21 protein-coding genes are annotated in these 20,850 nt (G+C 59.1%); 7 read left to right on the top strand and 14 right to left on the bottom strand.

What is annotated here, in order from left to right; translation table 11 throughout:
- Positions 1–13: 13 nt before the first annotated feature.
- From M0D69_RS30960 to M0D69_RS30940, 5 genes are read right to left on the bottom strand one after another with little or no spacing between them, the layout of a single operon-like run.
- Positions 14–805, bottom strand: a complete 792-nt coding sequence (locus tag M0D69_RS30960) for an amino acid ABC transporter ATP-binding protein (RefSeq protein ID WP_301785666.1) — start codon at positions 803–805, stop codon at positions 14–16.
- Positions 806–831: 26 nt separating this feature from the next.
- On the bottom strand, positions 832–1,566 hold the full coding sequence (locus tag M0D69_RS30955) for an amino acid ABC transporter permease (RefSeq protein ID WP_301785665.1): 735 nt from the start codon (positions 1,564–1,566) through the stop codon (positions 832–834).
- A gap of 8 nt (positions 1,567–1,574) precedes the next feature.
- Positions 1,575–2,399 (bottom strand): amino acid ABC transporter permease, encoded by an 825-nt coding sequence (locus M0D69_RS30950; RefSeq protein ID WP_301785664.1) that lies wholly within the window; start codon positions 2,397–2,399, stop codon positions 1,575–1,577.
- Positions 2,400–2,446: 47 nt separating this feature from the next.
- Positions 2,447–3,355: an amino acid ABC transporter substrate-binding protein gene (locus M0D69_RS30945; protein WP_301785663.1), complete on the bottom strand. Its 909-nt coding sequence runs from the start codon at positions 3,353–3,355 to the stop codon at positions 2,447–2,449.
- Positions 3,356–3,402: 47 nt separating this feature from the next.
- A complete protein-coding gene (locus M0D69_RS30940; RefSeq protein WP_301785662.1) occupies positions 3,403–4,725 on the bottom strand; it encodes an aspartate aminotransferase family protein in 1,323 nt (440 codons plus the stop codon).
- 223 nt (positions 4,726–4,948) lie between these two features.
- Here M0D69_RS30940 and M0D69_RS30935 point away from each other — a divergent pair, with 223 nt between their 5' ends.
- A complete protein-coding gene (locus M0D69_RS30935; RefSeq protein ID WP_301785661.1) occupies positions 4,949–5,890 on the top strand; it encodes a LysR substrate-binding domain-containing protein in 942 nt (313 codons plus the stop codon).
- 21 nt (positions 5,891–5,911) lie between these two features.
- On the opposite strand, the gene M0D69_RS30930 is transcribed toward M0D69_RS30935, so the two are convergent.
- The 3 genes from M0D69_RS30930 to M0D69_RS30920 all read right to left on the bottom strand — a co-directional run bounded on the left by M0D69_RS30930 (position 5,912) and on the right by M0D69_RS30920 (position 9,025).
- A complete protein-coding gene (locus tag M0D69_RS30930; RefSeq protein ID WP_301785660.1) occupies positions 5,912–7,114 on the bottom strand; it encodes a porin in 1,203 nt (400 codons plus the stop codon).
- A 121-nt stretch (positions 7,115–7,235) separates the two neighbouring features.
- The gene (locus M0D69_RS30925; RefSeq protein ID WP_301785659.1) at positions 7,236–8,747 is read right to left on the bottom strand and encodes a sodium:solute symporter; all 1,512 of its coding nucleotides are present in this window, start codon (positions 8,745–8,747) and stop codon (positions 7,236–7,238) included.
- Positions 8,744–9,025, bottom strand: coding sequence for a DUF3311 domain-containing protein (locus tag M0D69_RS30920; RefSeq protein WP_301785658.1), 282 nt, complete (start codon positions 9,023–9,025; stop codon positions 8,744–8,746). The genes M0D69_RS30925 and M0D69_RS30920 overlap by 4 nt, the downstream gene beginning before the upstream one ends.
- Positions 9,026–9,300: 275 nt before the next feature.
- On the opposite strand from M0D69_RS30920, the gene M0D69_RS30915 reads away from it, so the two are divergent.
- Positions 9,301–9,681, top strand: coding sequence for a TIGR04076 family protein (locus M0D69_RS30915; RefSeq protein ID WP_277044705.1), 381 nt, complete (start codon positions 9,301–9,303; stop codon positions 9,679–9,681).
- Positions 9,678–10,736 carry an aldo/keto reductase gene (locus M0D69_RS30910; RefSeq protein ID WP_301785657.1) on the top strand — a complete coding sequence of 353 codons (1,059 nt, stop codon included), beginning with the start codon at positions 9,678–9,680 and terminating at the stop codon, positions 10,734–10,736. The genes M0D69_RS30915 and M0D69_RS30910 overlap by 4 nt, the downstream gene beginning before the upstream one ends.
- 96 nt (positions 10,737–10,832) lie before the next feature.
- Here M0D69_RS30910 and M0D69_RS30905 read toward each other — a convergent pair whose 3' ends face one another.
- Positions 10,833–12,149 carry an MFS transporter gene (locus M0D69_RS30905; RefSeq protein WP_301785656.1) on the bottom strand — a complete coding sequence of 439 codons (1,317 nt, stop codon included), beginning with the start codon at positions 12,147–12,149 and terminating at the stop codon, positions 10,833–10,835.
- 53 nt (positions 12,150–12,202) lie between these two features.
- The gene (locus M0D69_RS30900) at positions 12,203–13,384 is read right to left on the bottom strand and encodes a M20 aminoacylase family protein (protein WP_301785655.1); all 1,182 of its coding nucleotides are present in this window, start codon (positions 13,382–13,384) and stop codon (positions 12,203–12,205) included.
- A gap of 137 nt (positions 13,385–13,521) precedes the next feature.
- Here M0D69_RS30900 and M0D69_RS30895 point away from each other — a divergent pair, with 137 nt between their 5' ends.
- Complete coding sequence (locus M0D69_RS30895) at positions 13,522–14,454, top strand: LysR substrate-binding domain-containing protein (protein ID WP_301785654.1); 933 nt, start codon at positions 13,522–13,524, stop codon at positions 14,452–14,454.
- Here M0D69_RS30895 and M0D69_RS30890 read toward each other — a convergent pair.
- Positions 14,437–14,910, bottom strand: a complete 474-nt coding sequence (locus tag M0D69_RS30890; RefSeq protein WP_301785653.1) for an Lrp/AsnC family transcriptional regulator — start codon at positions 14,908–14,910, stop codon at positions 14,437–14,439. The genes M0D69_RS30895 and M0D69_RS30890 overlap by 18 nt on opposite strands.
- A gap of 114 nt (positions 14,911–15,024) precedes the next feature.
- On the opposite strand from M0D69_RS30890, the gene M0D69_RS30885 reads away from it, so the two are divergent.
- Entirely contained in the window at positions 15,025–15,924 is a 900-nt protein-coding gene (locus tag M0D69_RS30885; RefSeq protein WP_301785652.1) for a DMT family transporter, read from the top strand.
- A 54-nt stretch (positions 15,925–15,978) separates the two neighbouring features.
- Here the strand turns inward: M0D69_RS30885 and M0D69_RS30880 are convergent, their stop codons facing one another.
- Positions 15,979–16,101, bottom strand: a complete 123-nt coding sequence (locus tag M0D69_RS30880; RefSeq protein WP_301785651.1) for a hypothetical protein — start codon at positions 16,099–16,101, stop codon at positions 15,979–15,981.
- Positions 16,102–16,154: 53 nt separating this feature from the next.
- Between M0D69_RS30880 and dapA the strand changes: the two genes are divergently transcribed.
- Positions 16,155–17,012 carry a 4-hydroxy-tetrahydrodipicolinate synthase gene (gene dapA, locus M0D69_RS30875; RefSeq protein WP_301785650.1) on the top strand — a complete coding sequence of 286 codons (858 nt, stop codon included), beginning with the start codon at positions 16,155–16,157 and terminating at the stop codon, positions 17,010–17,012.
- Positions 17,013–17,043: 31 nt separating this feature from the next.
- On the opposite strand, the gene M0D69_RS30870 is transcribed toward dapA, so the two are convergent.
- Together M0D69_RS30870 and M0D69_RS30865 are read right to left on the bottom strand one after the other, a co-directional pair.
- Complete coding sequence (locus M0D69_RS30870; protein WP_301785649.1) at positions 17,044–17,847, bottom strand: hypothetical protein; 804 nt, start codon at positions 17,845–17,847, stop codon at positions 17,044–17,046.
- An 89-nt stretch (positions 17,848–17,936) separates the two neighbouring features.
- Positions 17,937–19,214, bottom strand: coding sequence for a transposase (locus M0D69_RS30865; protein WP_301785648.1), 1,278 nt, complete (start codon positions 19,212–19,214; stop codon positions 17,937–17,939).
- 463 nt (positions 19,215–19,677) lie between these two features.
- On the opposite strand from M0D69_RS30865, the gene M0D69_RS30860 reads away from it, so the two are divergent.
- Complete coding sequence (locus tag M0D69_RS30860; protein WP_301785647.1) at positions 19,678–20,826, top strand: CaiB/BaiF CoA-transferase family protein; 1,149 nt, start codon at positions 19,678–19,680, stop codon at positions 20,824–20,826.
- The last annotated feature ends 24 nt before the right edge of the window (positions 20,827–20,850 follow it).

Raw genomic sequence — 20,850 nt, 5'->3', positions numbered from 1 at the left:
CGACGGTCGCTGCTCAGCTATGCGCCAGTCCTCGCGCCGTTTCGGGATGTCCGCGAAGCACGCGGCCGAGAAATGCCCTCGTGCGTTCGTGCCGGGGCGTGTCGAAAAATTGTGCAGGCGCTGCTTCTTCAACGATTTTCCCCCTGTCTATCAAAATAACGCGATCGGCGACTTCTCGCGCGAACCCCATTTCGTGTGTGACGCAAATCATCGTCATTCCTTCTTTTGCAAGGCCAACCATGGTGGCCAGCACCTCTTGCACGACTTCCGGATCGAGCGCCGAGGTTGGTTCATCGAAGAGCATGATGGAAGGCTGCATGCATAACGCACGTGCTATCGCGACCCGTTGTTGTTGTCCGCCCGATAACTGCCCGGGATATTTTTTCACTTGATCGAGGACCTGGACCTTATTCAGAAAATAAAGCGCTCTTTCTCGTGCCTCGGTCTTCTTCACGCCGCGCACTTTGACGGGTGCCAGCATGCAGTTTTCAACCACCGATAAATGCGGAAACAGATTGAAACTCTGAAAGACCATGCCTACTTCGCGACGAATATCCTTGAGCTGTCTCAAGCGCTCACCGTTATGCACGTCGGTTACATGGATCGTTCCGGACTTGAATGTCTCAAGTCCATTGATACACCGGATCAACGTCGACTTGCCCGAACCCGATGGACCGCATATGACGATCCGTTCTCCTTTCTTGACGCGAAGATCGATGCCCTTCAGGACAGAAATCGCTCCATAGCTTTGCTCAAGCCCTTCGATCTGAAGGATTTCGTTTTGAGTTGAAAATGCGTCATCCATGGTCAGACCTTGAAGGTAACGATGATTTAAGGACGGGCAAGGCCGAACATGCGTTTTGCGCGTTCGAGCCTGCCGTTGGATGAACGCTGCCCTTGTTTTTTCCGGAAGCGTTCCGAGAGCTCAGACCCTATCGAGCAAATGAGCAGATAGACAACCGCGACCGTCGAATAAAATTCCACGAGTTTCGAATCGCGCTGAGCGATCTTTGCCGCCGCGCCGAGGAAGTCGGTAAGAGACAGCACATACACCAGTGCCGTGTCCTGAAACAGGATGATTGTCTGCGACACGATTATTGGTGCGGTTGCCCGCAAAACCTGCGGAACGACAACACTCCAATACATGGATGAGGTGGAAAGACCAAGAGCCTTTGCGCCTTCATATTGCCCTTTGTCGATTGCCTTAAGTCCGGCCCGCACAATCTCCGCATAGTAAGCAGATTCAAAAAGGGTAAAGGTAATAAAAGCGGTGAACCTTGGGCCGAGCGGTATCGAGTGGCCGGTGGGCGTCAGGTGACCAAGCAACAGTGGAACTAGAAAGAAGAACCAAAAAAGAACAAGGATCAGGGGAATGGAACGCATCAGGGTGACGTATGCGCGAACGGCCTCGGCAGCGACCGGCACGCCCATGTGCCTGATGATTGCCATGAACGTCCCTAACAGCATTCCGCCAATCATGGCCACCAGCGTGAGCTCGACGGAAAAGAGCAGTCCTTGCAGCAGGTACGGAGTAGCGTTGACGACAGCAGCGAAGTCAAAGGACATGAGGTCACCTACATTCTGGGGGTATTGTTTGGGCTCATTCCAGGAATACGAAGGATCCGCTCCACCTGAAACGCGACTTGATGCAACACGAGCGCGATTAGCAAGTACAGAACGGTTGCACTCGCAAACGCGTCGAACGTCCTGAACGTGAACTCATTGATCTGTGCCGCCCGGGCAGTGATCTCAAGCAGGCCGATCGTCAGCGCGACGGACGTATTTTTGAGGAGGCCAAGTGCTTCGCTGGTCAGCGTTGGAATGGTTATGCGAAGTGCCTGCGGCAATAGAATCAGGATGTAAGTCTGGAAGGCGGTCAAGCCAAGCGCGTCTGCTGCTTTTCTCTGGCCATCGGAGAGAGAATTGACGCCGGCGCGAACCTGTTCCGCAATACGTGATGCCGTGTACAAACTAAGTCCGGCTACGGCGGGATAAAAACTGGCCCAGGGCGGCGCGATCTGTTTGATTGCACTTCCCCATGTGGTTGGGATTACTTCGGGAAGGACGAAGTACCAAAGGAACACTTGCACGAGGAGCGGGACATTGCGGAACACCTGAACATAAAGCCGCGCCGCAATTCGCAGTGGAAGATGGCGGACGGTGCGAGCCGCACCGACGCCAATGCCTATGGCGAACGCGAGCACGCCGGAAACAAACCACAGGAGCAAAGTCCAGAAAAGGCCGGACATCAACCAGCCAAGGTAGGTGCCACCGTCGGCTGCCTGGTCAAAGAGCACTTGCATTGCTTTTCCCTCACTGAAAGGGCGCCCGCGACGGGGGCCACATCGGGTAACAGGTCGACGGCCAGATGATGTGAATGTCTTGAGGCAAAGACCCATTGAAACGGTCCGCCTTTAGCCGGTCACGGCTTACGCGGGCTGCAGCGCTACGGGGTAAGAGAATCGCTGGGCGCCGCTACGCGAGCCTTGAGCGCTTCGTTCATGGGCAACGCAAGGTTCTGTCCGTGGGGCGGAATGGGCTGGGTGAACCACTTGGTGTAAGTCTTTGAAAATTCCCCGGATGCCATTTGAGCGCGTAGGGCGCCATCCACCAGAGACTTGAATTCCGGGTCGTTCCTTGGAATCATCAAGCCGTAGTAATAGACCTGCCCGCTTGCGTTTGGCAGGTATCGAAATGTCTTGGGTTCAGGTGATCCGGCGACGAGACCTGCCTCCAGAATGTTGTCTTCAAACCATGCCGAAGCGCGTCCTGTGCGCAGCAATAAAAGAGATTCGGCTTGCTCCTTGGATTGAAGAATCGTCATATTGAGCTTTAGATCGCTATTGATCTTCATGGCGAGACCCAGGTTCAGCGAACCCTGCGTCATCACGACCGTCTTACCTTGAAGCCCTTTCTCGTCTGTAATACCCGATGATGCGGTCGTCAGCCAGGTCGGCGCGCCGGCGAAGGTGGCGACCGAAAACCCGACCTGCTGCTGGCGTTCGGCTGTGTTGGTGGTGCTTCCACATTCAATGTCGATCGTGCCGTTTTGCAGGAGCGGTATCCGGTTTGCCGCACTGACCGCGAGATAGGCGACATTTAGCCTCGGCATCTTCAGATCCGCCTTTAACTTCTCCGCAATCGCGGCGCAAAGGTCGAGCGAGAAACCCACCGGCTTTTGGTCCGCACCAAGAAAAGAAAACGGAATCGACGATTCGCGATAGCCAAGCGTAAGCGTGTTGGACGAACGGATTTTTTCCAGTGTCGGACTTTCCGCGTGCACCGCGGGCGCAGTAAGTCCAAAGCCGGTAACGGCCGCAATGACTAGCCAATGTCTCGCCGCAGTGTGCTTCATGGTTTCCCCAGTATTGAATGAAATCCGTTCGATCCTGATCGCAAAGCTCAGGCAGCTTTCGCGATTGCTGTCTCATCGAGACTGTCGCGCAACGCCTTGTCGAGGATGTCCACCGCACGATCGATCTCGTCCGTTGAAACCGTAAGCGGAGGCGCAATGCGCCATACGGAGCCGCGTTCCGGCCGACGGCGAATATTCATGCTCAGACCGTTTTCAAAGCATTTCCTGGTCGTCATTGCACCGAGTTCGTGAGCCGGATTGCGCGATGCCCGGTCGGTCACCAGTTCGACGCCAAGCAGAAGGCCCGCGCCCCGGATGTCGCCGATCACCTCATAGCGCCGCTGCAATTTTTCAAGGCGGCTACGCAGGTAGCCCCCCATTTCGTTCGAGCGCGCAATGAGGTTTTCTTCCTTGATCACCTTCAAGACCGCAAGTCCAACTTCGGCCGTCAGCGGGTCTGAAACGTGGCTTGTGTAAAACGTGAAGTGTTTCTGGTGGAGGACTTCTTCGATCTTTACGGTCGTCGATACCGCAGCGAGCGGTAAGCCGCCACCGAGCGTTTTTGACATAGTCATGATGTCGGGAACGACATCGAAAAATTCAGATCCGGTCCGGGTTCCTATACGGCCAAATGCCGTTTGCGCTTCATCGAAAATGAGCAGCATGCCGCGGTCGTCTGCCGCCTTGCGCAGTGCTTGCATGAATGAACGCGGAGGCACCAGGACACCCCCCGCGCTGATAACGGGCTCGACAATGATCGCCGCGCCCCGGCCGCTCGACTGCATGTCGAACATCTTCAGTGCTAGGTTCAGGTTTGCCAGTGCCGATTCTTCCGGCGTTGCCCCCTGAATGTATGGGCGATACGAATTCGGCTCGGGAATCAGGAACACGCCGGGTGCGGGAACGCCGTATCCCTTGCGGTCGCTCGCGAAGGACACGGTACTCGCACCGCCCGTGATGCCATGCCACGAACCACCCAGAGCCAGGACTTCATAGCCGTCGGTGTACATCTTCGCCATGCGCAGCGCGACCTCCGTCGCTTCAGACCCGGTGTTGATGAAGATCGTCTTCTTGATATCGCCAGGCAACCAGTCGCGTGCAAGCGTCTGCCCGAGTTCAGCCACGACCTCGGGAATCATGCCGCTGAACATGTGGAAGGCCTTTTCGCCTGCCCGGTGAACGGCTTCGACAATCGCCGGATGGTTGTGCCCGATCGTGGCGCACATCTGCCCTGAAGTGAAGTCCAGGTATTCACGTCCGTTGCTGTCCTTTACGATAGTGCCCTTGGCGGACGTGAACAAGTTCGGGAAGGCGTCGCCGCCGTATCTGACCAAAAAGTCGCGGGATGCTTGCAGAAGTCCTTCTTTCATCGTTCACTCCGTTGGCTCGTTATCCGGCCATATCTCATCATTGGCGGGATAATCTGGGTTGCGTAGCATCACATCGGCCGACACATCGGACGACCGCCGTCGGCGCCATGCTCGTCGAAGTACAACATTTGGCATACGACTTGCTCTTGCTGACCGCCGTCAGAAAAGATCATAGGCAGGCGAAAATACCGGCGCCAACGCATATAACTCAGCACCTCGTGAAATGAGCTCAACTAGAAGCACGACGAAATCCCGCCTGCCCCCGCTCAAGGCGCTGCTTGCGTTCGAAGCGGCGTCACGAAGGGGAAGCTTTGCGCTCGGCGCGGAAGAGCTCGCGGTCACGCCGTCAGCGGTCAGTCACCACATCCAGCAACTCGAGGATTTTTTGGGTGTGCCGTTGTTTCAACGGCATCCGGGGCGAGCCGTTCTCACGGCTGCGGGGCGCACCTACGCCCGCGAGATTGAACGCGCGTTCGGTGTGATCGCCGACGCCACTAATCTGGTCGCGCCACAGTCGCAGCGAGGCTATCTGGTGGTTGCATCGGGTCCAAGTTTCGCCGCCAAGTGGCTGCAACCCAGGCTTCCGGAATTCCTGCGCGCCAATCCGGAAATCAGGATCCGGCTATCCACGCTGTCCGATCATGACGACCTCGAGACGACTCGATTCGATATCGCGATCGCCTATGGTCATCCGCATACTTCGAAGCTCGATGTCGAGCCCTTGTTGGTTGAGCGGCTGCGCCCGTTGTGCAGCCCTGTGCTAGCCACCACACTCGCGCTGAAGAATCCACGGGATCTTTTGCGGACCACGCTGATTCATTCGTCCAACGGGCTGACATGGTCGGAGTACTTGAGGCGGGTTTGCGACGAGGAAGTCCGGCCCGACAACGAACTCTGGCTCGATCGGTCGGTCATGGCGATCGAGGCTGCAGTCGACGGTCTTGGCGTCGTACTTGAAAGCGAGGTTCTGGCCGCGGAGGAACTGAGAGACGGACGGCTTATCGCGCCTTTCGACGACGCACGGTTCAGCATTGACGTGACGTCTTATTACCTGGTTCGATCGAGAGGCTATAACACCAGCTCGCAAGCTGCGATGACGTTTGAGAGCTGGTTGCGGTCCGCTTTCAATGCGGCGAATCTAACGTCAAAACCGGGTGGAGTGTGAGCCACTCTCGGCAGCGGCGTTTCAAAACGTGTGCGTGATTCCCACCGACACAAGCACCTGTTTCGCCGAGCTCGAGTCAACTCCGGCACCGGCGATTTCCGCTATCGCTGTCCGGCCCACGTTAGCGCCGGCCGAGTTGAATACGGGTGCTATGCCGTCTCCGCCCGCTTTCTGGAACACGGCCACGGCGAAGAGACTGGTGCGCTTCGAAAGCGAATAGTTGGCGCCCAGGTTGATCTGCTGGAAGGTCGGCTTCAGCCCCTCGTAATCCGCCTTGCCCGCGTTGTAGATATAAGCGCCTCCCACAAGCAGCGCAGGCGTAAAGCGATACGTGGCCGTCACTTCATAGCTGTCGAGTTTGAAATCGCTGCCGGTTCCGGCGTTGGCGAAACCATTGGCGACAAAATACTGGCTGTTCTTCAGGACGGTATGCGAATAGACCACGCCTACGTTCGCATTCCCAATCGAATAGGACGCGCCGGCGCTAAGAACCTTCATGGCGTTCGCATCCTGTAGAGCAACGTAGTTGCTTAGCGAACCCACGTAGTTGCCGTTCGACGCATAGACACCGCCCGTTCCGTTCGCGTTCGTCGCGGGCGTGTTGATATCGAGGTAACCGGCTGCGAACGCGAACGGCCCCGCGGTGTACGAACCGGCGAGCGCCCATACGCGGTTCGTCGAGAAATCGCCTGCCTGACCACCGAGGCTGAACATGCCGTCGACTTGAAGACCGTTCCAGACCGGGCTCACATAGTTGATCACGTTGTTGATGCGGATCGACTGGTTCAGGTTGTCCAGGTCGCCGAAGTGCGAACCGTACCCGGTCGCAAAATTATTACTCGATGGAAACATCCCGACCGTATCCGACAGCGAATCGTACTGGCGTCCAAGCGTGATGGTCCCGTAGTTATTCGTCAATCCAACGAACGCCTGCCGGCCAAATTCAGTGCCCCCTTGGCCCAGCCGTCCATTCTGGATGTTGAAGCCGTTCTCCAGCGTGAAGATCGCTGCATTACCGCCACCGAGATCCTCACGGCCCTTCAATCCCCATCGATTACATCCGGGTGGTGCGCAAGTCTCGGACTCGTACACAGGCCCCTTGCCCGTGTTATTGACGTAAGTAACACCTGCCGTCACGAGGCCATAAAGCGTCACGCTGCTTTGGGCGAATACGGCTTGAGGCGACGCGATTAACGCGCCAATACAGAACCAGCTCTTTTTCACGGCGATCTCCAGAAGGCGTGTCGAGGATGTCAGGCAGGACGCGTTCGCCATGCTCCGATGGCGGCGTGGGCAAACGCGGATAGGGCGATGGATGGTTTAAGCGCGCGTCAGGGGCCGCGTCTCATGCACCGAGCTTGTAGCCGGTGCGAGAAGTCGTTGGCGGCGCGGCGCTGTCCAGCAGACCGATTCGAATGGCGGCCGGCGCGGGTGCCGGCGTGACGAGGCTGACCAGGATGGTCACGCCAGCGTTGATCGCCATGGCGATCAAGCCGGGTTCCCATTGCGGCCAATGTGTTCCCCAGTAGTGCGCGGAGAACGGTGCGAGCAAGGCGATGAAACCCGCGAGCATGCCAGCCAGAACGCCGGCCGCACTCGTGCGTCTCCAGATGAAACCGAGGAAGACGGCGGGAGCGAGCATGCCGATGGCCGAGTACGCATCGAGGAGAATCTTGACCAGCGACCCCTTCTGAGCGAGCGACAAATAGACGGCCACACCGGCAAAACAAACCAGCGAGGCGCGTGACAACGCCAGCGATTGACCCTCGCTCAGACGCGGAGCGAACGGCCGCACGACATTTCGCGTGAAGATCGAACCCGCCGCGACGAGCAGCAAGGCGCCCGGCGCGAGTGCAAGCAGAAATCCGGTTCCTGCCACCAGGCCAATCACCCAGGACGGATAACGCTCCGACACGAACTGCAGCAACGCGGCATTCAGGTTGTCGCCGGGCGGATGCGTATTGGCGAGCAGCGCAGCGAAACCCAGCAGGATGATGAAGAAATACGCGAGCGAATACAGCGGTTGCCAGATGGCGTTGCGTCGAATGGATGTGGCGCTTCGCGCCGAGTACGACATCTGGAACAGATGCGGAAAGACCCAGTTGCCGAGCGCGATGTTGATCGCGGATGTCATCAGCCAGATCGCAGTGGTGGGCGAGCTGGCGTCGAGTCCCGGAAACTTGCCGATGCCCGGATGCTTCGCTTCGACCATGCCGAAGATATCGAGTAACGAACCTGCGCCGACCTTGCTTGCCACGGTCGCGCTCAGCAATACCACCACCACGATCATTAGCACATCCTTCACGCCGGCCGCGAATGCGGCCGAGCGGATGCCCGCGACGAACACGAACGCAATCATGAGCAGCCCCGCGACGATGGTTGCCGCGCGGCTCGAGATGGCGTCGTCGAGTGTGAGTTGCACGATCAACCCAAGGCTCACCAACTGGATCTGGACATACACGATCAGCGACGCGATCCCGATCACGCCGGTGATCACGCCGAGCCAGGGTGCGTCAAAGCGTGCTGCGAAGAAGTCGGCTTGTGTGACGAGTTTTCCGAGCCGGCCGGCCTTCCAGATCTTGGGCATCAGCCAGTACCCGACCGCGTAACTCATCGATACGGAACAGAAGGCGAGGTAGGCGGGCGCGCCAAGCGCCCATGCATAGCCTGAAATACCCAGCACAGCGAAGGTGGTGTAGACCTCGCCGGCATTCATGAACCAGAAGATCAGCGTGCCCAGGCTGCGTCCGCCGACGGCCCACTCGGCGAGGGTTGCACTCTTGCGAGTGCGTCGCCCGTAAGCGACTGCACCTACGACCGTCGCAAGCAGAATACTCAACACGATTGCCATCTTCATTGCGCATCTCCCGTAGAAGCAGAGGTTTTCTCAAGGAAGGACGCTTCCTCGTCTTCTACACCTGCACGGCGATCCATGAAGAAAACAAGCCCGATGACGATGCTCGCCAGGGCAATACCCGCCATCTGCCAGAACATGGGAAACGGCAAGCCAAAGGGTTTCACCGGGACGTCGTTCACTGCCGGAGCCAATAGCGCCTGCCAGATGAACGGAATGACCAGCATCCATCGATGCCAATGACGAGGGCGACTTCGCTCACCTTGAAAGTTGCTGTCCATGCCACCTCCTGTAAATTCTGACTGCACACATTGTGAGAATAAGTGTGCACTCAGGCAGCACACAAATTCAAGCGTGTCAAAAATAAATCGTCGAGAATTCTCCTGAAATTGCGGGAAATTGGCTGGATATTCTCGTTGATCGAATTCCGCGGTGCAGTATTGACGTACAAAATAACGATACGTACACTCGATCGAAGTGTATGTTGTGACTGCACGAGATCGCTTTCAGTGCCGATACGGCATATCCGCTGGCCAGCTATTCCCAGGAGAGTTCAATGCCTTCCACGCAACACCCGACTGATTCCGCGGACGACGTTTTCGAGTTATACGACCTGCGCGTCGAGGTCGTCGCGCCGGACGGGGCGAAGCTGTATTGCGGCGCAAAGGTGGGTGACTACTTTGAGTTGAAGGGCGAGATGCTGCATTTGCCGCCCGGTCAGGGTTTCTCCATCTACTCGCTCGCGGCGCTGCTGCCGCTGCTTGCGTCGAAGCAACGGCGACTGCATCCGAATGACTGGATGAGCACCGACGCAGAAGTCGCCTGTCCCGATCCGAACTGCCCCTCGCGTTTCCGGATCGTGCGGACAGGTCTGCGCCGCTTCAGCCACGCCGACACCACGGCCGTCAAACTTCCTTCCACGGAGCAACAGCAATGAGTTCGCAGTACAGCATCGAGCTGGCCCCCGGCTATACGATTTCGCGTCTGCTCAAAGGCGGATGGCAGCTCGCGGGTGGTCACGGTTCGGTCGATCGCGCCACCGCGATCGCCGACATGGCGGCCTACTACGAAGCCGGTATCACGACATTCGACTGCGCGGATATCTACACGGGTGTAGAAGAATTGATCGGCGAATTCCGTCGCGATTACCTTGCTCGCAACGGCCAGGACAGTCTTCGCGATTTACGCGTTCACACCAAGTACGTTCCCGATCTCGCGACCCTGGCTACGCTCGATCGACAGCAGGTCGAGGGGACCGTCGACCGGTCGCTGGTTCGCCTGGGAGTCGAACGTCTCGATCTCGTGCAGTTTCATTGGTGGGACTACAACGTGCCGCGTTACCTCGAGACGGCGCACTGGCTCACTGAGTTGCAGCGGGCAGGAAAAATCGCGCATCTTGGCGGCACCAATTTCGATACCGCGCGCACTCGCGAGCTTGTGGAAGGCAGGACGCCGCTCGTCAGCATGCAGGTTCAGTATTCGTTGCTGGATCAGCGGCCGTCGTCGGCACTCTCGCCGTTTTGTGCGAGCGCGGGCATGCAGTTGCTGTGTTACGGCACCGTAGCGGGGGGATTCCTGTCGGAACGCTGGCTCGGCAAGAGCGAGCCGACCGATGATCTGGAGAACCGGTCGCTCGTCAAATACAAACTGATGATCGACGACTTCGGCGGCTGGGATTTGTTTCAGCAGCTTTTATCCGCGCTGAAGGGAGTCGCGGAGCGTCATGCACTTTCCATCCCGACTATAGCGATGCGCTGGGTGCTTCAGCAACCACAGGTCGCGGCCATCATTGTGGGCGTACGACGCGGCGATCATTTGCCCGATCACTTGCGCGTGATGCAGGTCACGCTCGATACCGCCGATCTCGCCGCGCTCGATGCGGTCCTGGCGCAGCGTCATTTGCCGGATGGCGATGTGTACAGCAGCGAGCGCGATCTGGAAGGCCGTCACGGACGGGTCATGAAATACGACCTGAATGAGACGCCGCATTGATAGCGCTGTTTTGTTTCGAGCCCGGTTAGACATCCATGATGTCTGCGGGCCCGGAAACGCTGGCTCAATGCCTTGCGTCCGGTGAATACCGGCCAATCAATCCAGCGCCTTCTGCGACCCTTCATCCATGAACGCAACGGCGACCAGTCCCAGCAAACCGCCGCCGATCACATACCACGCGGGCGCAAGCGTACTGCCGGTCGCGACGATCAGCGAGGTCACGAAGAATTGCGCGAAGCCGCCAAAAATCGCGACCCCGAGGCTATAGACCACGGCACCGCCGGTCGCCCGCACCGAGCGCGGAAAGAGCTCGCCGAGCATCGCGCCGACGCCGCCAATATTGATCGCGTGGACCAATGAGAGGAGCGTGACGACCGTGAGCAGCGTGGTGACCGTAGGCCATCGGTTCAATGCAACGAAGGCCGGATAGATGGCGAGCAGCAGCACGACACGCGAGACTTGCGCGAGGATGTTGCGCCCGAATCGGTCGCTCAGGTATCCGCCGACCGGCACGACCAGAAAAACAATCGCGCCCGATACACAGCCCGACAGCATGGCTATTCCCGGAGGCAGGCCGAGTGTCTTGACGGCGTAGATCGACAGATAGAAAACGATGATGAAATGCGCCGACGTGCCGGCAATCGTCAGTCCCAGGCCGGTCAGCACGGCGCGCCGATGATCGCGGAGCACATCGAGGAGAGGCAGCTTCGGCGCTTTTTGCTGCGGCTTGTGCACGGGCTCTTCTTCGAGCGTCCTGCGTAACCACCAGCCAACCGGCACGATCAGCGTGCCGATCAGGAACGGCACGCGCCATCCCCAGCTTTCGAGTTGCGCGGTCGAAAGCGAGGCCGTCAATGCAACGCCGGTCAACGCGCCCGCGAGCGCGGCAAGACCCTGGCTTGCGAACTGCCACGACGCATACAAACCACGCCGATTCGGCGGCGCTTGCTCGATCAAAAGGGTGGTCGATGCCCCGACTTCGCCGCCCGCGGAAAATCCCTGAATGAGCCGCGCGATCACCAGGATCACGGGGCCTACGATCCCGGCTTGTCCGTAGGTCGGCGCTACGGCGATCATTGCCGTGCCGACTGCCATCAGCCCGAGCGTGAGCACCATCGCCTTCTTGCGCCCGGCGCGATCGGCGTACATGCCGATCACAAGCCCGCCCACGGGTCGCGTGAAAAAGCCGACGCCGAAGCTCGCGACCGCGAGCAACAACTGCCCGACTGGATCCTGCACGGGAAAGAAAAGCTTGCCGATCAGCAGCGCGAAGAAACCATAGACGGTGAAGTCGTAGAACTCGAGCGCGTTGCCGACCGCTGCCGCGGTGACGAGTCGCACGCGGCTTTGCTTGCGCTGATCCAGCGCCGCGCCCGGAGGAACGTCGAGGCCTGATACGGTCGGTATGCTCATGTTTTTTCTCGAAACTGCAGTTGGGGACAAGGCTAGATCGCTCGGTCGGCGATTCAGTCGACTAGATGCGCTTCGGTCAGGCGGACCCAGTAGCTCGCGCCGATGGCAAGAATGTCGTCGTTGAAGTCGTAGCCGGGGTTATGAACCATGCAGCTCCCCTTGCCCTCGACACCGTTGCCGATCCACGCATAGGCACCCGGCACGACCTCGGCCATGAAGGCGAAATCCTCGCTGCCCATGAGCGGGCGCGCTTGTGTATCCACGCGTTGCGTGCCGAGCATCTTCTGCGCGACCTCGGCTGCGAAAGCGGTCGGGTCAGGATGATTGACCAGTACCGGATAACCCCATTCATAGTCGATATCCGCCTCCACGCCGAACGACGCTGCCTGCGCGTGAACAAGCGCCGTGATGCGTTCCCGCAAGAGCGTGCGTACCGAGGGATCGAGCGCGCGGATAGAGAGCTTCATCTCGGCGGTTTGCGGAATCACGTTGAAAGCTTCGCCTGCCTTCACGCTGCCGACCGAGATCACCGCTGACTTCTGCGCATCGACTTCGCGCGCCACGATGCTCTGCAACGCCAGGATGATGCCGGCGACAGCGGGCATGGGATCGCGCGACAGATGCGGCAACGCGCCGTGGCCGCCTACCCCGCGCAGCACGATCGTGGCGCGGTCGGCGGAAGCCATCGCGGGTCCGGTGCAGAAGTTCATGCCGCCGGTTTCGTAGCCCGGCATGTTGTGCAGGCCGAAGACCGCATCACAGGGAAACTGCTCGAAAAGACCGTCTTCGATCATGGCGCGCGCGCCGCCGTAGCTCTCCTCCGCGGGCTGGAAGATCAGCGTCAGCGTGCCGGAAAACTGCCGGCTTTCCGCGAGATAACGTGCGGCGCACAGGAGCATCGCGGTGTGGCCGTCGTGACCGCAGGCGTGCATGGTCTTCGGGACGGCGCTCGCGTAGCTGAGGCCTGTCGTCTCTTCGATGGGCAACGCGTCCATGTCGGCGCGCAGGCCGATACGCCGGCTGCCGCTGCCAAGCTTCAGCACACCCACCACGCCGGTCTTGCCGAGGCCGCGCGTGACGTCGTAGCCCCATTGCGTGAGCAGGCCCGCGACGAGATCACTGGTTGCCCGCTCCTGGAACGCGAGTTCCGGATGCGCGTGGATCTGGCGCCGCACGGCAATAAGGTCCGGCGCGATGGCGGCAATTCCGGGAATGACGGGATCGACTGACAGCATGAACAACTCCTCATTACATTTCGATATTTCGACGTGACTGCTTCCGGTCAAGCATATAAAGTCAGAAAGAAAACCAAAAGACAGTTAATTTAATTTGTGACTACCTATAGTTGTCGGTATAAACCCTTGAAATCCCAATGAAATACCATCAGTTGCGCGCGTTCCTGACAGTCGCCGAGCAGGGCAGCATCCGCGCGGCGGCGCGTAGCCTGCATCTCTCGCAAGCGGCATTGACGAAGGCGTTGAAGGAGCTCGAACAGGACCTGGGCGTGCCCCTCGTGCTGCGTACCGCGCGCGGCGTGCAATTGACCGCGTTTGGCTTGCAATTGAGGATTCGCGCACAGATGGTAGTGAGCGAAATGCGCCGTGCCGAAGACGACATCGAGCATATGAAAGGCGCTGTGACAGGCAGCGTTGCGGCGGCCGTCACGCCGACCGCCGCGTGGTCTGTCTTGCCGACAGCGTTCCGGGCATTTCGAACGAAGATGCCTCATGCGCGCGCGAGTTTTATCGAAGGATTTCCGGGCGTTGCATTGCCGCGTTTGCGTGACGGGTCGCTCGATTTCGTCGTGGCTGTGGTCGTGCCGGAAAACCTGGGGCCCGAGTTCGATTACATCGAGCTATACAAAATCAGCTCGGTGATCGTCGCGCGGCAAGGTCATCCGCTCGCGCAATGCACGTCGTTTGCTGAACTGGTCGATGCGGAATGGCTGTTGAATCCGTCGCCTGAAAGTTCGACGCGCGGGTTGCTCGATTTCTTCGCCGCGCGTGGGTTGATGGTGCCGCAGAAAATTATCGAGTGTCCGAGTTTTGTCATTGCGCACGGTTTGCTGCGCGGCTCGGACACGGTTGCGTCGTTGCCCGAGCCTTTGCTCGACCAACCGTGGGTGAGGGAAGGTATCGCCGTGTTGCCCATAGTCGACCTGCCGCCGCCAATACCCATCGGCGTAGTGACGCGCCGCGACAGTCCGCTTACGGCGGCTGCTTCATTGCTGCTGGATTGTTTGCAGGACGCGGTTGCATCGCTAGGCTTGAATGTCCCGGCGCGCCGCTCAACCCAAGGGCGGTAAGCGCCGTTCGACAGGCGTCGACTTGATGATTGCCGTACTCGTCTCAGCCCGCTCCGTGATCTTCGAAAGAATCTCGTCGAGCTGTTCGATTGTCTTGAGAAATAGCCGGCAAACAAAGCAGTCGTCGCCGGTGACCTTGTCGCATTCAACGAATTCGGGGATGCGGCGGATCGCTTCTTCCACAAGATGCAACTGTCCGGGCAATGGCTTGACCCGAACGATGGCCTGAAGCGTGTATCCGAGGGCGCGTGGGTCGAGTCGGACCGCGAACCCCTGGATCACGCCACGCGCTTCAAGTTGCCGCACGCGCTCGGCCGTGCTGGGCGCCGACAATCCGATCCGGCGCGCGAGTTCGCTCATGGCAATGCGGCCGTCCTCGGACAGAACGGCGAGCAATTCGCGGTCGGTCTGGTCGAGCAAGACCAGAGCCGGCGGGGAAGAAAGGCGATTCTTCAAATGAGCCTTCGATTTGAAGTTAAAAACGTCGGTGTCCGCGCATTTTACACATGGAATTACACACGCGACGCCACTAGACTGATAGAGCCGAAACCACTTTAAAAAGGCGAACCGATGGGTTCCAGAGAGACGCGCGTTGGTTGCGTAGAAATGAGTGTAGCGATGCTGATATCCGGCACGGTCGGTTGGCTCGTCGTGTCGTCTCAGCAATCGCCGCTAAACGTTGTGTTCATTCGTTGTGTGTTCGGCGCGGCGACGCTGTTTGTGATCTGCGCGTTCAAAGGAATGTTGCGCCGGGGCCTGTTTTCATGGCACATGCTCGGACTAGTCACGCTTGGCAGCGCAACGATTGTGGGCAACTGGGTCCTGCTGTTTGCGGCCTATTCGCGAGCATCCATCTCGATGGCAACCGCCGTCTATAACACCCAGCCGTTCATGCTCGTACTGCTCGGGGCGGTGGTGTTTCGCGAACGAATAACCTTTCGCACGATCTTCTGGCTCACTGTCGCATTCGTGGGTCTCGTGCTGGTCGTTAGAGTGGAGCCTGCGGTGTTGGCCAAGCCCGGCGAGTATCTGGAAGGTATCGCGTATGCGCTTGGCGCTGCATTTCTCTACGCTATTTGTTCGATTGTGACCAAGCGGCTCAAGGGGACACCACCCCATTTGATTGCGCTATTGCATGTGACGCTTGGCATTGTCATGCTTGCGCCGTTCGTCGATTTCAAGCATCTGCCCGCGACCCCGAATCATTGGGCGGATCTTGTCGTACTTGGCGTGATCAACACAGGTGTCATGTACGTGCTGCTGTATGGCGCAATTCAGAAATTGCCGACTGCGATGACAGGCGCGTTGTCGTTTATCTATCCGGTCGTGGCAATCGTTGTTGATCGGGTTGCCTTCGGTCAACGCTTAGGATGGCTGCAGATTATCGGTGCAGCGCTGATTTTGCTGGCGGCTGCAGGAACTACCTTGGGCTGGCAATTCATGCCTGGAAAACGGGCGGCTTTCGAGTAACGAATCTACCCGTCAAATGAACAAGCATCACTTGTTTTCTCGCAATGCACTTGATCACGCGAGCGTGATCAAGTGCATTGCGAGCGCGGGTTCCAAACGCAAATAACCGTTGCTCATCTGACCGGAGCGCTGTTCCGTCAGGTGCGACGAAACGGATGCGGCCGCTCGATTTTCCATCTCTGTTTTCCGATGCCCTGACGGTTTTTATCGGTCAAACAGGAGAGTATGGAATGTCGATTTTCTCTGGTATCTGGATTCCGCTTGTCACGCCGTTTGCAAACGGACGTGTCGATCACGACGCGCTGCGAGGTCTCGTCCGGTCTTATATCGAAGCGAAGGTCGCGGGGTTCGTTGCGCTGGGAACAACGGGCGAACCGTCGTCGCTCGATCACGCTGAGCAAGAACAGGTTCTCGTGACTATCCTCGACGCCGCGAAGGATCTTCCGGTGGTGATCGGGCTGGCTGGCAACAACGCGCTGGAGCTTCGCGAACGCGTTCTGCGCTTGAACGAGCTTCCGCTTGCCGGGTTGCTCGTCCCTGCGCCGTATTACGTGCGGCCCTCGCAGGCAGGGTTATTGAGCCATTTCACGACCCTCGCCGATATCAGCGCGTCGCCTTTGGTTGTCTATGACATTCCTTATAGGACCGGCGTGCAGTTAGATATCGCGACGCTGCTGATGCTTGTCGGTCATCCCAACATTCACGCAATCAAGGACTGTGCTGGATCGCTGGAAACAACACTCGCGCTGATTCTCGATGGACGCTTGTCCGTGCTGGCGGGCGAAGACCTGAATATGTTCAGCACGCTATGTCTTGGCGGCCACGGCGCGATCGCAGCGAGTGCGCACGTGCGCGCGGCCGACTTCGTTGCGGTCTATAGAGCGATAAAGGATGGGCGTATCGATGAGGGGCGTGAGCGGTTTCATCGTCTGGTGCCTTTGATACAAGCGCTTGTTTCCGAACCTAACCCGGCACCCGTGAAGTGTGCACTCGAAGTCCTGGGAATGATCCGCGAGGAACTGCGCGCGCCGATGACTCCAGCGACTGAACAGCTTCGTCATCAGCTTGGAGTCTTGCTATCGAGCTGAGCGAAACAAGTGTGGTTCTGCGGGGATCTGCTTACTTCACCAAGTGCAGTCCCTTCGCCAGCACAATGCCCTTCTCGCGATTGATCAGCCAGATGTCGCCGATGTTCGCGTGGAGCGTTGCAGTTCGCGTGGTGATGTCTGTCGGTTCCTCGTTGCTCGGGTCGGTATGGTCCTGTGTCTCCGTCAAGTAAGGCGGCACCACGCGGCAAATCAATACGAGCGCAAGATCGCCATCTTCCTCGGAAAATGCCGCTGGCGAAAGCACGAAGCGTCCATGCACGGTGGTCTTGTTGTGCTTGTTGACGGGATCCAGCTCGATCAGGTCGACAGTCTGGATATAGCCTTTGGATTTCGCTTCGGCCGCTACCACGAGCTTGTGGCCGCGTGGTCCGGTAATCGTCTTCTTGAGGACGATCGTATCCGGGTGATCGCTGTCCGACAGATCCACATCCACGGTCATCACGTGGACCTTCGACCGATAGCGGATTCCATACGGTGCGGGCACCACGAACGCGAGATCGCGGCTCAGCTTGGCGTCTGTCAACGCGGCGTCGTGCAACGTCTTCGGTAAAGCTTCGCCAATCAGGTCTTCCACTCGATGAGCGAACGAGCGCGTTTTGCTATCGGTGAATTTGCGCGCCAGCGCATCCCTGACGGCGGCCGGATCGTCGCCGGTGAAATTGGGCGTCAGCACGACGCTGACCGGGGCTGCGCTAGCTGTTTGTTCGGACGCAGCGACGGCGCTGCTCGCTTTCTGAGCCTGTGCCGCCGCGGACACACAAAGAAGAACACAAGCGGCGCTTACGCTCGCTCGTTTGATTTTCTGAAGACTCATTAGCAGACTCCCTTGGACATGATCGCGGACCGCCTAGTCTTCTTGCTGCATGAGCAGCGCTTGAGTCGATTTAAATGAACTCTCCCCCGCTAAGCGTCTTGCGACGCTGTAGCGGGGGTTTCGCGGGTCAAAGACTTTGACTTCGCGCGTTGCCGCGCCAGCGGTTTGGGTCTCGCCGCCACGCCCGTTCCAGGCGTGTGCGCATCGATCAGCATGACCGACGCTGCGTTTTGGTCGCGTGGCATTTTGAGTCCGCAGTGCGGGCACTCATGCATGCGTTGCGCGAGCGTCTTGGGCACAATCTCCCAACACGACGAGCAGCGTTGCGACGGCTTTAATTGGCGCGTGTCTGACACATGCACTCGCGTACCAGCCTCTACCGCTTTGTACGCGAGCATGTGGTGCGCCATGCTCAATCCGGCCGACAGAATCTCGCGATTCAGCCCGCCCTTTTGCTTGACCCTCCGGCCGGGCTTGTCCAGCGTGCCCCTGGCCGAGCGGCTCATGTTCTGTGTGCGCAGTGCTTCCGTCGCGATGAGCGCGCAGGACTTGACGAGCCGAGTCGTTGTCTTGTGCAGGAACTCGCGGCGCAGGTGGCCGATGCGCTCGTGCAGCTTCGCTACCTGCTTGCCCAGCCGCTGATAGCGAATGGAGCCGCGCTTTTTCCTCGCCTGCTGCCGCTGCAGATCCGCCATATGGGGCATCTCGTTGCGCACGAATCGTGGATTGTCGATCGTCTCGCCGTTATCGAACGTGGCCCAGTCGGTCAGCCCGAAGTCGACGCCGCGATGCTCCTCACCCGTGCGGGCACGGGCGCAGGCGTGTTCCGAAACACGCAGCGTGACCGAGGCGAACCACTCCCCGTTCTTGCGCGTGATCGTCAGATCGTTGGGCTTCGCGCCGTCGCCAAACCGGTGCTGGCCTCGGGCACGGATCGACATCGCATCCTGGGCGCTACCGAGGCGAACGGTCGCTCCACGCGTGCCGTTCTGTGCGAGTTTCCAACCCGCCGGATCCGGATAACAGAAGCCCGAAAACCGTTGGCTAGCCTTAAAGCGCGGGAACCCGGGCGTCTGCCCGGCTTTGATGCGGCGAAAGAACGCCTGAAACGCCAGATCGAGCTTGTGGAGGGTCTGCTGCAACGCGTGACTGCCGAGCTCGACGAACTCGGGACGAGCCGCCTTGATCTCTGGCAACGCGTTTTGCTGGTCGTAGTAGTTAATCGACTTGCCGGCCTTGCGGTATGCGTCGATGCGCTCCTCGAGCGCCGCGTTGTACAGCTCACAGTGCAAGCGGATCCACGACGTGAGGCGTTCGGCCTCGCGTGCGTTGGGGTAGAGCTTGAAGGTGACTTTGCGGCGTTCCATGACGACGAGGCTAGCACAAGAAAACCAACGGTATGGGCTGACGTCGACGCGCCGGGCACTGAGGCGCACGCTCAAAAATCGGCAACCAAGGCAAAAGCCAAACCTGCCCGCTCGCTCCCTCCTGAGCGGTCGGCTTCGCCTTGGGTTCGCCAAGCCAACCGGCCGCTCGAGCAGGGGGAATGCGCGGGCATTTGGTCAATTCTATTCAATGGTACCCGGCTAGAAAAGATAAATGGGGCATTGCACGCATGGTGCGGCAAGGGAGCCGTATTAAACGTAAGGCAAGGGTCCGCTCAATGAGCGGGCGGGGTGTAAAGTTTCGCAAATCGACGAGCGCCTGAGACTCAGGCGATTAAGGGAAACGCTGGACTTGCATAACCATTCCGCTAAGGAAAACCGACATGAAATCTCCCGCTATTTGTGCGCTGCCAGCGTCGCATTGTTCTTCGCACGGGACCTTGCGATGAGCGGGCCGCTAAAGGGGATTCGTATTGTCGAGATGGTTGGGCTTGGCCCGTGTCCGTTCGCCGCGATGATGCTCGCTGACATGGGCGCGGAAGTGATCCGCATCGACCGTAAGCCGGCCGGCGGCACGACACCCTATCCGATGCAAGGTACGAAATTCGATGTCATGGCGCGCGGCCGCCGCTCTCTGGCGCTTGACCTGAAGCAACCGGAAGCGTGCGAACTGGCGCTGCATCTTGTTGCTCAGGCCGATGCGCTGATCGAAGGTTTTCGCCCCGGCGTGATGGAGCGGCTTGGCCTCGGGCCGGACGTGTGCCTGGAGCGCAATCCGAGGCTTGTGTATGGCCGCGTCACTGGCTGGGGACAGGATGGTCCGCTGGCCAACGCTGCCGGTCACGATCTTAATTACATCGCGATGAGCGGCATGTTGCACGAGATTGGCCGTGGCGATGCGCCGCCGGTGCCGCCGCTGAATCTTGTGGGCGACTTTGGCGGCGGCGGGATGATGCTCGCGTTCGGCGTGGTGTGCGCGCTGCTGGAAGCGCGCGGTTCGGGTAAGGGTCAGGTTATCGATGCCGCGATGATCGAAGGTTCCGCGCTGCTCGGCGCGATGATCTACGGCTACAAGGCGTTTGGCGCGTGGTCGGGCGAGCGAGGTTCGGCCATGCTTGCCGGCGGCGCCCATTTCTACAACACGTACGCATGCGCGGACGGCAAATTCGTGTCGGTCGGGGCGATTGAACCGCAGTTCTACGCCCTGCTGCTGAAGCTCTGCGATATCCACGATGCCGCCTTCGAGAGCCAGATGGATCGCGAACAATGGCCGGTGTTGAAAACCAAAATTGCGGCTATCTTCGCGACGAAACCGCGGCAGGCATGGTGCGAGTTGATGGAAGGCACTGATGTCTGCTTTGCTCCCGTGCTCGATATGAACGAAGCACCGGAGCATGTGCATAACCGGAGGCGGGGGGCATTCATTGAAGTGGATGGGGTGACACAACCGGGACCCGCGCCGCGCTTTAGCCGCACGGTGCCCGAGGTGAGCGGGCCACCGGCGAGTCCAGGGCAAGATAACGAAGCGATCCTGCGAGACTGGGATGTGCCGGGCGAGATGATCGAAAGGCTGCGGGAGAAGGGGGTGGCTTAACGGGGCCGCGCCTGCAACCCGCCT

The sequence above is a fragment of the Caballeronia sp. SEWSISQ10-4 2 genome (genome assembly GCF_030464885.1).
Lineage (GTDB): Bacteria > Pseudomonadota > Gammaproteobacteria > Burkholderiales > Burkholderiaceae > Caballeronia.
This window is presented reverse-complemented; position numbering and strand designations above follow the sequence as displayed.

Bases quoted from the DNA above. Each gene is read 5' to 3' on its own strand.
- M0D69_RS30950 (WP_301785664.1), bottom strand. From the start codon at position 2,399: ATGGGTCTTTGCCTCAAGACATTCACATCATCTGGCCGTCGACCTGTT.
- M0D69_RS30935 (WP_301785661.1), top strand. From the start codon at position 4,949: ATGAGCTCAACTAGAAGCACGACGAAATCCCGCCTGCCCCCGCTCAAG.
- dapA (WP_301785650.1), top strand. From the start codon at position 16,155: ATGTCGATTTTCTCTGGTATCTGGATTCCGCTTGTCACGCCGTTTGCA.
- M0D69_RS30920 (WP_301785658.1), bottom strand. From the start codon at position 9,025: ATGGACAGCAACTTTCAAGGTGAGCGAAGTCGCCCTCGTCATTGGCAT.
- M0D69_RS30960 (WP_301785666.1), bottom strand. From the start codon at position 805: ATGGATGACGCATTTTCAACTCAAAACGAAATCCTTCAGATCGAAGGG.
- M0D69_RS30925 (WP_301785659.1), bottom strand. From the start codon at position 8,747: ATGAAGATGGCAATCGTGTTGAGTATTCTGCTTGCGACGGTCGTAGGT.
- M0D69_RS30895 (WP_301785654.1), top strand. From the start codon at position 13,522: ATGAAATACCATCAGTTGCGCGCGTTCCTGACAGTCGCCGAGCAGGGC.
- M0D69_RS30900 (WP_301785655.1), bottom strand. From the start codon at position 13,384: ATGCTGTCAGTCGATCCCGTCATTCCCGGAATTGCCGCCATCGCGCCG.
- M0D69_RS30865 (WP_301785648.1), bottom strand. From the start codon at position 19,214: ATGGAACGCCGCAAAGTCACCTTCAAGCTCTACCCCAACGCACGCGAG.
- M0D69_RS30905 (WP_301785656.1), bottom strand. From the start codon at position 12,149: ATGAGCATACCGACCGTATCAGGCCTCGACGTTCCTCCGGGCGCGGCG.
- M0D69_RS30915 (WP_277044705.1), top strand. From the start codon at position 9,301: ATGCCTTCCACGCAACACCCGACTGATTCCGCGGACGACGTTTTCGAG.
- M0D69_RS30945 (WP_301785663.1), bottom strand. From the start codon at position 3,355: ATGAAGCACACTGCGGCGAGACATTGGCTAGTCATTGCGGCCGTTACC.
- M0D69_RS30940 (WP_301785662.1), bottom strand. From the start codon at position 4,725: ATGAAAGAAGGACTTCTGCAAGCATCCCGCGACTTTTTGGTCAGATAC.
- M0D69_RS30910 (WP_301785657.1), top strand. From the start codon at position 9,678: ATGAGTTCGCAGTACAGCATCGAGCTGGCCCCCGGCTATACGATTTCG.
- M0D69_RS30955 (WP_301785665.1), bottom strand. From the start codon at position 1,566: ATGTCCTTTGACTTCGCTGCTGTCGTCAACGCTACTCCGTACCTGCTG.
- M0D69_RS30870 (WP_301785649.1), bottom strand. From the start codon at position 17,847: ATGAGTCTTCAGAAAATCAAACGAGCGAGCGTAAGCGCCGCTTGTGTT.
- M0D69_RS30880 (WP_301785651.1), bottom strand. From the start codon at position 16,101: ATGGAAAATCGAGCGGCCGCATCCGTTTCGTCGCACCTGACGGAACAG.
- M0D69_RS30885 (WP_301785652.1), top strand. From the start codon at position 15,025: ATGGGTTCCAGAGAGACGCGCGTTGGTTGCGTAGAAATGAGTGTAGCG.
- M0D69_RS30860 (WP_301785647.1), top strand. From the start codon at position 19,678: ATGAGCGGGCCGCTAAAGGGGATTCGTATTGTCGAGATGGTTGGGCTT.